The following is a 14,876-nucleotide window of genomic DNA, read 5'->3' as shown; positions in this document are numbered from 1 at the left end:
AGACAGCAGTGCAACAGAAGAACGGAGACCTTGTTCTTCTTGCTTTAAGGCCTCCGTTCTTTTTCCCTGCCTTTTTCGGGAACGCATCAATCGCCGAAGCTGATTCCCATCCGTTTTGCCTGCAGGACTTCCTGTGCATTCGGATCTACGGTCTTTAATTTTCCGGCGCACTCGCCCAGCGGAATTTTCTTTACTTTTCCGTTGACCATTCCGACCATGTAGCCGTACTGTTTGTCCAGAATAAGCTGTGCTGCCTCGGATCCGAGTCTTGTGGAAAGGACACGGTCATACGGACACGGGCTGCCGCCTCGCTGCATGTGGCCCGGTACGGTGACGCGGATTTCCATGCCTGTCTTTGCCTCGATTTCTTCTGCGATCTTGTAGGATACGGACGGGTATTTCTTTGCGATTTCTTCCTGACGTTTTTTCAGCTCTTTCTTCGGAAGTGCTGCGTCTTCTTTTGCAATTGCACCCTCGGCAACGGCAAGAATGGTGAATCCGCTTCCGCGCTCTTTTCGTCTGTTGATGGCCTCGCATACTTTTTCAATATCGTATGGAATTTCCGGAATCAGGATAACGTCTGCGCCGCTTGCGATTCCGGCGTACAGCGTCAGCCAGCCTACTTTATGACCCATAACCTCTACGATAAAAACTCTCTGGTGAGAGGAGGCTGTTGTATGGATGCAGTCGATCGCATCGGATGCAATATTGACGGCACTGTAGAAACCGAAGGTCATATCCGTTCCGTAGATATCATTATCGATGGTTTTCGGAAGATGGATAATATTCAGTCCTTCCTCTCTCAAGAGGTTTGCTGTTTTCTGGGTTCCGTTTCCGCCAAGAATGACAAGGCAGTCCAGAAGGAGCTTGTGGTAGGTATGCTTCATTGCTTCCACTTTGTCCAGACCGTTTGCATCCGGGGTACGCATCAGCTTAAACGGCTGACGTGAGGTTCCGAGAATAGTTCCTCCCTGTGTTAATATACCGGAAAAATCTTTTGCACTGAGCATGCGGTAATCGCTGTAGATGAGGCCTTTATAGCCGTTCATGAATCCGTATACTTCGAGATCTTTTACATTGTTTGCAAGGCCTTTTACGACTCCGCGCATGGTCGCATTTAATGCCTGGCAGTCTCCGCCGCTTGTTAACAGACCAATTCTTAACATATGACTTTTCCCATCCTGTTCTTTATTAGATTTTCACGACTGCTTCTTGTTTCTTGGCAGTATTATGGAATGTTTACATTATACCCTATTTTTTTCGTTCTCACAATAGTTCGGGGGAAGAAAGCGCGGGAGTTTCTATTTTTTGTACGAAAAAAGGAAGTCTGGGGTTCAGGCTTCCTTGGATTTTCTTTTTTATGCGCGCCGCACTTCGAACTCTCACCACGAACGTTACTCCTACAGCCTACTCGGCCCAGGCACCCTCACGGCACACAGGAGATTCCACTTAGTGCTGCTGCATTCCTGCCCTGACACGGTTCATGGAGTCCTGTTGCGTAAGACCCAGACGTCAACGTCACTTATAGAAGGCAGCTTCGCAATGAAAGAGCCCTCGGATTGGCATCACCCCCGCTGTAGCGGATTGCGGGTACAGGGCACCGCTATCTCCCCGGCTGCGCATTGTTTAGTATACGGGATTTCGGAGGGGATGTCAAGGAATTTGTGAATTGAAATATTGGTATAGCACGAGTATAATTTATAGTAAGGCCAGAAAATAACGCAAAAATTCAGTACCGCAGAGTGTGAACGACTGCTTTTTTCATTATTTTCAAAATTTGCTATCGATAACTTTTTGAAAATGATATATTTTTTTCTTATAGAAGGAGGGTGGACGAATGATACGAGTTACGGTCTGGAATGAGTTTCAGCATGAGCGAACACAGGAGAAAGTGAAAGAGATTTATCCGGACGGGATTCATGCCTGTATTGCAAAGTTTCTGGGACAAGAGGAGGAGCTTTCGGTTCGGACGGCTGTGTTTGACGAGAAGGAGCATGGGCTGACGGAAGAAGTGCTGGCAAATACCGATGTGCTGGTGTTCTGGAATCATATGCTGCAGGAGGAGTTCTCGGACGATGTGGCCGAGCGGGTTCGGCGTCATGTGCTAGCCGGAATGGGGCTGGTAGTTCTGCATTCAGGGCATTATTCCAAGATTATGCGGAAGCTTCTCGGAACAAGTATGACGCTTCGGTGGCGGCATGGGGATCGTGAGAGACTGTTCTGTACGTGTCCGACCCATCCGATCGCGCAGGGAATTCCGGCATGGGTGGATATTCCGGAGGAAGAGATGTACGGGGAGTTTTTTGATATTCCCAAACCGGATGATGTGGTATTTACGGGATGGTTTGCAGGCGGTGAGGTGTTCCGCAGCGGATGCACCTTTACACGTGGGCTGGGCAAAATTTTCTATTTTCAGCCGGGACACGAGGAATACCCCATTTACCATATGCCGGTGATTCAGAAGATTATCAAAAACGGGGTGCGCTGGTGCGTTCCTGTAGTACGAAGACCGGCACCACTGGATAATGCATGGGTGAATCCATCTACAGAGGAAGTGTATCTTTCTTCACACGAAAAATAGCAACTGCAGTTTACCGATATCTGTATCCCGTTTGATTTTTTCAAAACAGGGGTCTGATTTCACGATCAAAAATGTTCTGCAATACGCGGATGGAATCTGCGTACACATTGCATAAATCAGGAGGAAATGTTATATGAGAAAGCTTTCCGTTTTTTACGAACACATTCTACAGGCGTGTGAGCAATCCGGTAAGACGATTCCGGAAGTGCTCGCGTTCTGCAGGGATCAGGGAATTTCGGCTGTTGAGATGAACTACAGTCTGTTTGCATCAGAAAAAGAGGTCATTGCCCCGATGCTTTCCGATGCGGGGCTGGTGATCAGCTGTATGCATGAAACCTTTGATTTTTCCCATGATACGGATCTTGGCAGAGCACAGCAGATGCTCGATACTGCGGCATCGCAGCAGGTTTCGCGTGTCCTGTTTGTTGCAGGCGCGCTTGAAACTGCCGAAGCGGCAGAGCTTGCAGCCTGCAGCAGCACCTATGAGGCAACGAGTACTTTTATGGCCGAAAACAAATCGATTCAAAATATGGTACATGCGCTTTCCTCACTCGCCGAATATGCGGCTTTGCGTGGCGTTACGATTACCTTAGAGGACTTTGACGGTTTTTTACAGCCGTTTGCACGCACATATCCGCTGCTCTGGTTTATGGAGCACGTGCCGGGGCTGCGGTATACGCTTGATATCGGAAATTTTGCTTTCAGTGATGAGGATGTTTCGTATGCTGCCTGGCTTCTGAAGGATTATATTGTCCATGTTCACTGTAAGGATCGTGCCGAAAGCCCGCTCGTTCACGGACGTTTCTGCCGCGGCCTTGGCCAGACACCGGCCGGAACGGGATATCTGCCGATGGCAAAGCTTCTTACAGATTTAGAAGCGTGCGATTACGACGGTTATCTCGCCATCGAGCATTTCGATGCGCCGGATCAGTTATCGTTCATCGAACAGTCCGCAGCGTTTCTGCGCCAGTGGGTTTCCGAATAATTCCGCCTCTTTCATAAGCGCTCTGATTTTCGGAAAAATTCGTATTTCCGGGGAGAATTTCAGCAAAAAAATTATGTCGAAAAAATTCTTTACTATCTTTGGTTTTTTCGTATCTTTTCCTTGCTTTCCATGGAAAACATGGTAAACTAAATTTGAAGCTTTTTGAGAAGGCGTGATTCGAAAAGCAAATCTAAAACAAGAGGGTTTTAAAGTAATGGGAGAAATTATTATTCCGCAGGGTTACAAATCTGCATTAAACCTCCACGATACACAGGTGGCGATTAAAACAGTAAAGGATTATTTCCAGCACGAGCTGACACATCGTCTACATCTGCTCCGTGTAACAGCTCCGCTTTTTGTACAGCCGGAAACCGGCTTGAATGACAATCTGAATGGCGTAGAACACCCGGTTTCTTTTGAGTTAAAGGATCAGGGTACCAAGAAAACCGCTGAAATTGTTCAGTCTCTGGCAAAATGGAAACGGTACGCGCTTCACAAATACGGCTTCTCTGAGGGAGAAGGCATCTACACCGATATGAACGCCATCCGCCAGGACGAGGTGACCGACAACATTCACTCCGTTTACGTGGATCAGTGGGACTGGGAAAAAATCATGTCCCCGGAAGAACGCAATCTTGATTTCTTAAAGAGTACCGTAAAAGATATCTATGAGGCACTGAAAAACACGGAAAAACATATGGCAGACCAGTACGACTACATCGAAACCATTCTGCCGGATGAAATTTTCTTTATCACTTCCCAGGAACTTGAGGATCGCTATCCGGATCTGACTCCAAAGGAAAGAGAGTATACAATCACCAAAGAAAAAGGTGCTGTCTTTATTATGCAGATCGGCGGCGTGCTTGCTTCCGGAGAGCGTCAGGACGGACGTTCCCCGGACTACGACGACTGGTCCTTAAACGGCGATCTGATCGTTTATTATCCAGTGCTTGACATCGCCCTTGAGCTCTCCTCCATGGGTATCCGCGTCAACGCAGATGCTCTCCGCGCCCAGTTAAAGGAATGCGGATGCCAGTCCCGCGCGAAGCTTCCCTTCCAGAAATCCATTCTGAACGGCACTCTCCCGCAGACAATCGGCGGCGGTATCGGACAGTCCCGTATCTGTATGTTTTTCCTGCGCAAAGCGCACATCGGAGAGGTACAGTGCTCGGTATGGCCGATGGAGACACGAGAGGTGATGGATGTGATGAATATTCAGCTTCTGTAAGATTGGTTTCGAATAGACTATTACTGTAAAAGGGATACGTTTCCTGTCCGCCCGTTTTCAGGGTATGACAGAAACGTATCCCTTTTATATTTTCCTGCATTGCTGCTGCATTTCGTCCTTACATCAAATCTTTTTCTGTTTTTCGCGGTTTCAGAACCGTTCTTCCAAAAGCTCAAGCAGTTCCTCTCTCTGAAAGGATGCTGTCTTAATTTCATCACCGGAAAGGATCTCTTCCGCCAGCTCTTTTTTCATCTGCTGAAGCTTGATGATTTTTTCCTCGATGGTTCCTTTTGCAATCAATTTGTATACCGTCACAACATTTTTCTGCCCAATACGATGTGCACGGTCTGTCGCCTGATTTTCAACAGCAACATTCCACCATGGATCGTAATGGATGACGATATCCGCGCCGGTCAGGTTCAGGCCGGTTCCACCTGCTTTCAGGGAAATACAGAATACAGACGTGTCATCCCGGTTGAACTGTTCCACCATTTGTGCACGCTGCTCTTTTTTCGTGCTTCCCTGCAGGACAAAGTAGCTGATGCTTTCTTCCTGCAGACGCGCGGTCAGGATCTCGATCATCGAAGTGAACTGGGAGAACAGCAGGATTTTGTGGCCGGATTCCACGGCACTCTGAATCAGCTCGATGCAGAGATCGAGTTTTGCCGAACCGCCTTCGTAATTTTCGTAAACAAGCGCAGGATCACAGCAGAGCTGACGCAGCCGCGTCAGTTCAGAGAGCACCTGGAACCTGGAATCGGCAAATTCTTCCTCTGTCTGGTTCTGCAGCATAAGCGCCAGCCGCTGGGCATGTGCATGATACAGCTCCTTCTGCTTCTGTTCCATGCGGGCAGCCATATTTTTCTCAATTTTGTCCGGCAGATCCTTCAGCACTTCCTTCTTCAGACGGCGCAGAATAAACGGACGGATCATCTTTTGCAGACGTTCTAATCTTTCTTCGTCGCCGTTCCGCACAATCGGAAGTTCAAACTGCTCGCGGAATTTCTGATATCCATAGAGGAATCCCGGCATCAGATAATCAAAGATGCTCCATAGTTCACTTAACTGGTTTTCTACCGGTGTTCCGGTTAATGCCAGGCGGAACGATGCATGGATCGTTTTCACGGCTTTTGCTCCCTGCGTTGCGTGATTTTTGATGAACTGCGCCTCATCAATGATCTCGCAGAAGAACGGGAGATCCTGATACAGTTCGATATCGCGGCGGAGCAAATCGTACGAGGTAATCAAAATATCCTGCATACCGGCATTTTCGATCATCTCTTTCCTCTGTTCCTGTGTACCGGCGACGAGTCTCGTCTGCAGCTCCGGAGCAAAGCGGGCACATTCGCTCTCCCAGTTATAGACGAGAGATGCCGGTGCAACGATCAAAGAACGACGATTTGCATCTTCGGGTGCTTCCTGCATTTCAGATAAGAGAAAGGCGATGGTCTGCAGCGTCTTTCCAAGTCCCATATCATCCGCCAGAATACCGCCAAAGCCGTTCTGGCATAAGGTTTTCAGCCACCAGAATCCTGTTTTCTGATATTCTCGGAGCTGTGCCTGCAGATTGTCCGGAAGTTCAAAATCGTTCTCCTCTGCAGTTTTCATATTTCGGATCAGCATACGGAACTCGCGGTTTTTCTCAACCTGAAGATCATCCTGCTCTTTTAAACGGGTATCGAGGTAGAGTGCTCGGTATTTCGGAATTGTGATCTCGCCGCTCTTCAGCTTTGCCTCGGAGATCTGCAGATTTTCCCGCAGTTCCGAGAGAACGCGGATACCGTCCTCGTCCATATCCATAAATTCACCGGTCCTCAGGCGGTAAAATTTCTTTTTCCGGTCATATTTTGAAAGAATCTCTGCCAGTTCCTCCATGCCAAAATTGCCCGGATTCAAATGAAGTTCCAGTACATTTTCTGCGAGGGATACACCGACAGAAACTTTCGGGGACGAGATGACACGGATCGCTTTTAACCGGTCAGAAACAAAAATTTCGCCCAGTTTCTGCAGATCTTCCATACCGCTGCTTAAAAACTCATACATCTCATCGGCTCCCTGGAGAAGCATCTGATGTTTCCGCGCATCATAAGCGCTGAAACAGGATCGAACGAGCTGGTTTGCCGCCGCTTCTTTCCGTACATCACGGCCATGGGAAAGCTGATGGATATCGTTTGCATCTGCAAAAACATTGTATTTTTTCTCGCCATAGACAGCCAGAAGTTCGCAGGTAATCATATCATGCTGCGGCGCATCCAGATAAATCTGAAATTCCACCTGCGGCGGAAGATACTGCTGTAATTCCAGCTTTTCTTCTTTTTTTACCTTAAAATGTTCCTCCAACACCGGAAGAAGTCCCTGGCAGAAGGTCGGGATATCTTCTTTTGCAATTTCACAGACTCCGTCCGGACATCGCTCCATATATTCCAGGAAGTCGCAGACTTCTGCTATCTCTTCCCTTGGGATTCGGTAAATTGTATTTTTTTCTGAAAGAAAATACAAATATTTTCTGCCATAAAAAATGGGATCCGCGTACATCTGTACCTTTAGGCCATCCGCTTTCCGTAAAAGCTTCATTTCATACTGCGGCATCCCCTCCTGGCAGTGCCACAGTTTTTCTTCTCTCCAGTTCGTACGACAAAAGAACTCCTGGCTGCCAACAGCCTCAAAAAATTCATCCATATTCTGCACAGAAATCATCACATAACGGTCATCAAAGCAGGACGCATAGCTTCCGGTACCTATCTGATAGCATGAGCCGCGTTCCATGGTATATGCGCTCAGAAATTCTACCATCGGGCGGCTTTCTTCTTCAAAAGCATCCATACAGTGCAAAAAAGAAAGCTGCGCACCGTAGCTGACCGTTTCCATATTTTTTACAGCTGCTGTCATTTTGGAAACACTTTTTAATACATACATCCTTTTGCTTCCGATTTTAAATTCTGCCCGAAAGGAATCGTCAAACTGGCTCTCCAGATGAATTTCCAGTTTAACCTGACCTGCTTTTGCTTTCGGCAGAAAAGCAACCTGATCCCGCATCACATAATGTGAAAGCAGTTCAGAAAAACCGGGGCTTGTCTCTGCTTTTGGTGTTGGTTTTACTACTTTTCTGACAATTTTATGTTCTCCCTGGAATTCTTCCATTCCTTTTTTCACGCCGACAGCACGAAGAAGCTGCTCCAGTTCCTGATGTTCTTCGTCATTTCTCACTTTTTCTTCCAGTTTTTTTCTCTCTTTTTTCCGCCATTCAAGATAGTACAGCAAAACAGCGACACAATGTTTGCACAATCCCCAGTACTGCTCATGTGCCGGACAATCACAATCATCTTCCATAATTTCAGACATTTCTTCATCTACAGAAACGCTGACACAATACATATTTTTTCCGCTTCCGTCTACGACAGCTGTAATTTTATGCAGTTGATATCCGAAAATATCCTTCATTTCCTGTACCTGAAAAGCATGCACTTTCTGTTCTTCATAAATCTTTTTTCCACGGTTATATGATACGGAATTCGTCTCCTGTTTGATGTCCGCCTTTGTAATCATGCTGGTAAAATCCTTTCTGTTCTATCTTTTCCCATCATTCACAATTCGTATTTTACAGATTCTGGTTTTGATCACATCCGACAAGCTTCTCGGAAAGCTCTTTTAAAATATTTTCCCGATATCCCGCTTTTCCTGTTTTCCTTACCAGTTCCGCCGTTTCTCTTAATAACGGGTGCCAAATGTGTTCCAGCTTTTTTCTGCCATTTTCTCCAAATACTTCTTTTGAAAGACTGTTCCGGTAATCCTCTGGTGACATTCCAAAGAATTGGATTCTGTTTCCGAACCGCTGCCAGAGTCTGTCGGCAATTCCGATCCCATCCGGGTCAAGATCTCCACTGTAGTAAATGGGAATCCCACTCTGTACGATCAACGAAATCAGTTTTAATGCTGCATACCGCGGCTGTCCCGACGTACACAGCAGCGACACATTCTTTCCCTGCACCTGTTCCATAAGATAGCTGAATACCATTTCGTTTTCCACAATGTATACACACGTTCCGACAGGCTGTACTTCTGTAATACCCTTCAGATTTTCCATGGTAAGCACATACGGTTCCCCGCATCGGCAAAAGGCTTCATATGCTGGATGCCATATCTCCTGTTTTTTCAAACGAATTCCAAACGCATGTACCATGGAAGAAATATTATCCGGCACAACTCCCACGCACTGCAGCAGTTCTCTCCATTGCATTCGGTACTGATAAATAAGAGGTTTCATCAATTGCCTCCAAGTAGTCCATCCTTTTTTCCTTTCTTATTCTCTTTTATTTCAACTAATAAAAATTATATCATATCCTGCTATATATGATAAGTTTCTTTTGGTTAAAAACAGAAAAACCCCGGCCGCCTTACGGCGCCGGGGTCTCTTACGTTTGAGCACAAGTATCTTTCGATACAATTATATTTTATTTTCCGCAGTGCTTTCCTCGATTTCGCTTCGCTCCATCTCGGTCGGGCTGTCGCCCTATAAATTCTCCGACTAATGCCCTTGTGTGAGCAAGCTCCCACCGGTCATTACTCTCCGAATTTGCACTGCTCATAGATAACCGAAATTAGTCGATCAGAGTAGCAACACGGCCTGATCCAACGGTACGGCCACCCTCACGGATAGCGAAGGTAAGACCCTGATCCATAGCGATCGGGTGGATCAGTTCGATGGTCATCTCAACGTTATCGCCAGGCATGCACATCTCAGTTCCTTCCGGAAGAGTGATAACACCTGTTACGTCAGTTGTACGGAAGTAGAACTGCGGACGATAGTTGTTGAAGAATGGAGTATGACGGCCACCCTCGTCTTTTGTCAGAACGTATACCTGAGCGGTAAATTTGGTATGGCAGTGAACGGTACCTGGTTTAGCCAGAACCTGTCCTCTTTCGATCTCTGTTCTCTGAACACCACGAAGCAGAGCACCGATGTTATCACCAGCCTGAGCCTCATCGAGGAGTTTACGGAACATCTCGATACCAGTTACAACAGTTTTCTTGGTCTCTTCTTTCAGACCTGCGATTTCAACTTCCTCATTCAGATGAAGAACACCAGCCTCAACACGGCCAGTAGCAACAGTACCACGACCAGTGATGGTGAATACGTCCTCTACAGGCATGATGAAATCTTTATCAGTGTCACGCTGCGGATCCGGGATCCAGCTATCTACTGCATCCATAAGCTCCATGATTTTATCTCCCCATGGGCCAGCCGGATCTTCCAGAGCTTTCAGAGCAGAACCCTGGATGATCGGAGTGTCATCTCCCGGGAAGTCATACTCGTTCAGCAGCTCACGGATCTCCATGTCTACCAGCTCAAGCAGCTCTTCGTCGTCTACCATATCGCATTTGTTCATGAATACAACGATGTAAGGTACACCTACCTGACGGGACAGAAGGATGTGCTCTTTTGTCTGAGCCATAACACCGTCTGTAGCAGCTACTACAAGGATAGCTCCGTCCATCTGTGCAGCACCAGTGATCATGTTCTTTACATAGTCAGCATGGCCTGGGCAGTCAACGTGTGCATAGTGTCTTTTCTCTGTCTGATACTCAACGTGTGCAGTAGAGATTGTGATACCACGCTCTCTCTCTTCCGGAGCTTTATCGATATCTTCGAAGTTCTCAGCAGTGTTTCCTTCTACTCTGGTAGAAAGTACTTTTGTGATAGCTGCGGTCAGAGTTGTTTTACCATGGTCAACGTGGCCGATGGTACCAATGTTACAATGCGGTTTTGTTCTTTCAAATTTAGCTTTAGCCATTTTAAAATGTCCTCCTTAAAATTGCGCCCAGTGGGCTTTTTTGAGACTAAATTGGTGGCAGGAACCCACCTGAATCGTAAACCTGCTAAGTCTGATTATATTGCATTTCCGTCTTATTTGCAAGGGAAATCTCAGAAAAATAATACTTTTAGGCTGTGCAGCCTTTGACAGCTGCACACCCGATTATTTTTCTTACATTATTTTGCTTTTGCAGACAGAACTTTTTCCTGTACGTTTTTCGGAACCTGCTCGTATTTATCAAAGAACATGGAGTAGTTACCACGTCCCTGAGTTTTAGAACGAAGGTCTGTTGCGTAACCGAACATTTCAGCCAGCGGTACGAATCCACGGATCATCTTTCCGCCGCCGATGTCATCCATACCCTCGATACGACCACGACGGGAGTTGATATCACCGATAACATCACCCATGTAATCTTCCGGAGTGGAAACTTCGACTTTCATGATAGGCTCAAGAAGAACCGGAGCACCCTTCTGCATAGCTTCCTTGAATGCCAGAGAACCAGCAATGTGGAATGCCATCTCAGAAGAATCGACCTCATGATAAGATCCGTCGTATACATTTGCATGAACACCGACTACCGGGAAGCCTCCCAGGATACCGGCTTTCATAGCCTCTTCGATACCTTCGCCTACAGCCGGGATATACTCTTTCGGAATAGCTCCACCGACAACGGTAGACTCGAATTTGTAAATCTCTTCGCCGTTTGCATCCATAGGCTCGAATTTAACTTTACAGTGACCATACTGTCCACGTCCACCAGACTGTTTTGCATATTTGCTGTCGATGTCTGCCGGTTTGGTAATGGTCTCTTTGTATGCAACCTGCGGAGCACCTACGTTAGCCTCTACTTTGAACTCACGAAGCAGACGGTCAACGATGATTTCCAGATGCAGCTCACCCATACCAGCGATGATGGTCTGACCAGTCTCCTGATTGGTGTGTGCACGGAAGGTCGGGTCCTCCTCAGCCAGTTTTGCAAGGGACTCGCCCAGTTTGCCCTGGCCTGCTTTTGTCTTAGGCTCGATAGCCAGCTCGATAACCGGCTCCGGGAACTCCATAGACTCAAGGATTACCGGATGCTGCTCGTCGCAGATGGTATCACCTGTGGTGGTGAACTTGAATCCGATTGCAGCTGCGATGTCACCGGAGTAAACTTTATCCAGCTCCATACGTTTGTTTGCATGCATCTGAAGGATACGTCCAACACGCTCTTTTTTATCTTTTGTTGCATTCAGTACGTAAGAACCGGAGTTCATAGTACCGGAGTACACACGGAAGTATGCCAGTTTACCAACGAATGGGTCTGTCATAATCTTGAATGCCAGTGCGGAGAACGGCTCGTCATCGGAAGAATGTCTTACGATCGGGTTTCCGTCCAGATCGGTACCCTCGATTGGCGGGATATCGGTCGGAGCCGGCATGTACTCAAGGATAGCGTCCAGAAGTTTCTGAACACCTTTGTTTCTGTATGCAGAACCGCAGCATACCGGTACAGCTGTACACTCGCAGGTAGCTTTACGCAGAACTGCTTTCATCTCGTCAACAGACGGGATATCATCATCCAGATAACGCATCATCAGCTCATCGTCCAGCTCGCAGATTTTCTCTACCAGCTCGGTGTGATACAGCTCAGCGTCATCTTTCATATCTTCCGGGATATCAACGATGGAGATATCATCGCCCTTATCGTCGTTGTAGATGTAAGCTTTCATCTCGAACAGATCGATAATTCCCTTGAATTCATCTTCCTTACCAATTGGAAGCTGAAGGCAGATAGCATTTTTACCAAGTCTGGTCTTGATCTGATCTACAGCGTTGTAGAAGTCAGCACCAAGGATGTCCATCTTGTTGATGAATGCCATACGCGGTACGTTGTAGGTATCAGCCTGACGCCATACGTTCTCAGACTGAGGCTCCACACCACCTTTTGCACAGAACACGCCGACAGCGCCGTCCAGTACACGAAGAGAACGCTCTACCTCTACGGTAAAGTCAACGTGGCCTGGGGTATCAATGATGTTGATACGGTGCTCAAGAGCGCCCGGTTTCGGCTTGCAGTTCTCTTCCAGAGTCCAGTGGCAGGTTGTAGCAGCTGAAGTAATTGTGATACCACGCTCCTGCTCCTGTTCCATCCAGTCCATGGTAGCAGTTCCTTCGTGAGTATCACCAATCTTGTAGTTAACACCGGTATAGTACAGGATACGCTCGGTCAGGGTTGTTTTACCTGCATCGATGTGAGCCATAATACCAATGTTTCTGGTTCTCTCTAATGGATATTCTCTTCCAGCCAACGGATTTTCCTCCTCTTAGAATCTGTAGTGAGCAAATGCCTTGTTAGCCTCTGCCATCTTATGAACTTCTTCTTTCTTCTTCACAGAAGCACCTGTGTTGTTAGATGCATCCAGAATCTCGTTTGCCAGTCTGTCTTCCATGGTACGCTCGCCTCTCTTACGAGAATAAGCGGTCAGCCAACGAAGGCCAAGAGCCTGACGTCTGTCCGGTCTTACCTCGATCGGTACCTGATAAGTAGCACCACCGATACGTCTTGCTTTTACTTCAAGAACCGGCATGATATTGTTCATTGCTTCTTCAAATACTTCGATTGCTGGTTTTCCAGCTTTTTCTTCTACTTTAGCAAATGCGCCGTATACGATTTTCTGGGCAACGCCTCTCTTACCATCCAGCATGATGTTGTTGATCAGCTTGGTTACCACTTTGTTATTGTATAACGGATCTGCTAAAACATCTCTTTTCTGAGTATGTCCTTTACGTGGCACGTTACTTCCCTCCTTAACCATCATTCGATTAAATCATCGGTACTCACACTTATTTGCAGTATGTCCGCGCGTGTAAATTCTCTATAAATCCGCAGCCGTGGGGATTTATGGAATAACGCACAACATTTCGCTTTTTTGTGATACTAGATATATCTCGAACTCGTTTTACTTAATTATTTCTTTTTCGGTCTCTTAGCACCGTATTTAGAACGGGCCTGTTTTCTGTTAGCAACACCTGCAGTATCAAGTGTACCACGGATGATGTGGTATCTGGTACCTGGCAGGTCCTTAACTCTTCCTCCACGGATCAGAACAACGCTGTGCTCCTGAAGGTTGTGACCTTCTCCTGGGATGTAACTTGTTACTTCGATTCCGTTGGAAAGACGAACTCTGGCGATTTTACGAAGAGCTGAGTTAGGTTTTTTCGGTGTAGCAGTTTTAACAGCTGTGCACACACCTCTCTTCTGAGGAGAAGACATATCTGTGGATTTCTTTCTCAGAGAATTGTAGCTTTTCTGCAGTGCCGGCGCGGTAGATTTCTTTACGGAAGTCTCACGGCCTTTTCTTACTAACTGGTTGAATGTTGGCATTCCATTTCACCTCCTGATAGATTTCTCCGTGTGTCCCACGGGGTTTCATACGGCTGCTTTAGTTCAACATAATTGCTTTGCAGCTTTTGCGCGCCAAAAGAAACCGTCTTTTACGCACGCTCGTTTATTATATCGTCTGTCCTATCAAAAGTCAAGGGGAAAATCCGTAAAAATCGCGTGTTCACGCGGCTTTTTGCGGATTTTCCCCATTGCTGCATTACTATATAAAAGTGTTTTTTCTTCCTATTATATTCTCATCCAATTATTTTCTGACATTTTTTTCGTCAGAACGTGTACACGAAAGAATCCTGCTTTGCAGGCTTTCAGACTTCACCGGCTGCGGCGGGTCGCTTCAGCGATATAAAAACGAAACCGGCTGTTTGCGGAAATGATTTTTCAGACATACTCTAAAGCGGACGGTCTCGAAAGCCCGGGCACGCATCACACCGTTTTGGTTTTTCCTCACTCTGTGCATTTCCCCAGAGCTCGCGCGCTTTTTCCTCTGCGCAGCCCCTGCACCAGGGAAACATACGGATGTTGCTGATGTAGAATCTTTGAAAGGTTATCTCATCGTTGTTGATGTCAAACTGCTGTTTTCCCGACAACTCCTCTACATGTTCCGCAATCCATGCCTTCTGCCCTTCTGTCGCCGGGTGTCCCGGTCCGCCGAGCACATAATCCATATCGGCATGGAGATTTTCCGGTTCACCTGGTTTGTGGAAGCCCACAAATAAAATATATCCCCGGCGCAAAAGCTCCTGAATCGGCTCGTCCGTCTGACCTTCCGGGCCTAGAATTGCCCGCGCGGTCTGCGCATGAAAATTTTCTGTTTTTGGATAGAATCTTCCCGTTGGTGCTAAAAATCCATCTGCCATGCTTTTATCTCCCATATATTCTCA

The 14,876-nt window shown here is 46.8% G+C and carries 11 protein-coding genes and 1 other RNA gene; 3 read left to right on the top strand and 9 right to left on the bottom strand.

Features of this window, described 5'->3' with window-relative positions; translation table 11 throughout:
- Nucleotides 1-86 precede the first annotated feature (86 nt).
- Together DWZ44_RS13405 and ffs are read right to left on the bottom strand one after the other, a co-directional pair.
- Nucleotides 87-1,166 (bottom strand): 6-phosphofructokinase, encoded by a 1,080-nt coding sequence (locus DWZ44_RS13405; protein ID WP_022463267.1) that lies wholly within the window; start codon nucleotides 1,164-1,166, stop codon nucleotides 87-89.
- Nucleotides 1,167-1,360: 194 nt separating this feature from the next.
- Nucleotides 1,361-1,623: signal recognition particle sRNA large type (gene ffs / locus DWZ44_RS13400), an RNA gene on the bottom strand.
- A 214-nt stretch (nucleotides 1,624-1,837) separates the two neighbouring features.
- Between ffs and DWZ44_RS13395 the strand changes: the two genes are divergently transcribed.
- The 3 genes from DWZ44_RS13395 (at nucleotide 1,838) to asnA (ending at nucleotide 4,794) form a co-directional block, all read left to right on the top strand.
- Nucleotides 1,838-2,581 (top strand): ThuA domain-containing protein, encoded by a 744-nt coding sequence (locus DWZ44_RS13395; RefSeq protein ID WP_117805071.1) that lies wholly within the window; start codon nucleotides 1,838-1,840, stop codon nucleotides 2,579-2,581.
- Between the two features lie 133 nt (nucleotides 2,582-2,714).
- Nucleotides 2,715-3,566, top strand: coding sequence for a sugar phosphate isomerase/epimerase family protein (locus DWZ44_RS13390; protein WP_117805070.1), 852 nt, complete (start codon nucleotides 2,715-2,717; stop codon nucleotides 3,564-3,566).
- A 214-nt stretch (nucleotides 3,567-3,780) separates the two neighbouring features.
- Nucleotides 3,781-4,794: an aspartate--ammonia ligase gene (gene asnA / locus DWZ44_RS13385; RefSeq protein WP_022463264.1), complete on the top strand. Its 1,014-nt coding sequence runs from the start codon at nucleotides 3,781-3,783 to the stop codon at nucleotides 4,792-4,794.
- A gap of 150 nt (nucleotides 4,795-4,944) precedes the next feature.
- Here asnA and DWZ44_RS13380 read toward each other — a convergent pair whose 3' ends face one another.
- From DWZ44_RS13380 to DWZ44_RS13350, 7 genes are all read right to left on the bottom strand, one after another.
- The gene (locus tag DWZ44_RS13380) at nucleotides 4,945-8,340 is read right to left on the bottom strand and encodes a DEAD/DEAH box helicase (protein WP_117805069.1); all 3,396 of its coding nucleotides are present in this window, start codon (nucleotides 8,338-8,340) and stop codon (nucleotides 4,945-4,947) included.
- A 52-nt stretch (nucleotides 8,341-8,392) separates the two neighbouring features.
- A complete protein-coding gene (locus DWZ44_RS13375) occupies nucleotides 8,393-9,058 on the bottom strand; it encodes a DUF2399 domain-containing protein (RefSeq protein ID WP_117805068.1) in 666 nt (221 codons plus the stop codon).
- 334 nt (nucleotides 9,059-9,392) lie between these two features.
- Nucleotides 9,393-10,586, bottom strand: a complete 1,194-nt coding sequence (gene tuf, locus DWZ44_RS13370; protein ID WP_022463261.1) for an elongation factor Tu — start codon at nucleotides 10,584-10,586, stop codon at nucleotides 9,393-9,395.
- 197 nt (nucleotides 10,587-10,783) lie between these two features.
- On the bottom strand, nucleotides 10,784-12,901 hold the full coding sequence (gene fusA, locus DWZ44_RS13365) for an elongation factor G (RefSeq protein WP_055219269.1): 2,118 nt from the start codon (nucleotides 12,899-12,901) through the stop codon (nucleotides 10,784-10,786).
- A 15-nt stretch (nucleotides 12,902-12,916) separates the two neighbouring features.
- Nucleotides 12,917-13,387 carry a 30S ribosomal protein S7 gene (rpsG, locus tag DWZ44_RS13360; protein WP_022463259.1) on the bottom strand — a complete coding sequence of 157 codons (471 nt, stop codon included), beginning with the start codon at nucleotides 13,385-13,387 and terminating at the stop codon, nucleotides 12,917-12,919.
- 173 nt (nucleotides 13,388-13,560) lie between these two features.
- The gene (gene rpsL, locus DWZ44_RS13355) at nucleotides 13,561-13,977 is read right to left on the bottom strand and encodes a 30S ribosomal protein S12 (protein WP_022463258.1); all 417 of its coding nucleotides are present in this window, start codon (nucleotides 13,975-13,977) and stop codon (nucleotides 13,561-13,563) included.
- A 407-nt stretch (nucleotides 13,978-14,384) separates the two neighbouring features.
- Nucleotides 14,385-14,852 (bottom strand): hypothetical protein, encoded by a 468-nt coding sequence (locus DWZ44_RS13350; protein WP_117802594.1) that lies wholly within the window; start codon nucleotides 14,850-14,852, stop codon nucleotides 14,385-14,387.
- Between the last annotated feature and the right edge of the window lie 24 nt (nucleotides 14,853-14,876).

Source organism: Blautia sp. AF32-4BH, assembly GCF_003460565.1.
Taxonomy (GTDB): domain Bacteria; phylum Bacillota; class Clostridia; order Lachnospirales; family Lachnospiraceae; genus Fusicatenibacter; species Fusicatenibacter saccharivorans.
This window is presented reverse-complemented; position numbering and strand designations above follow the sequence as displayed.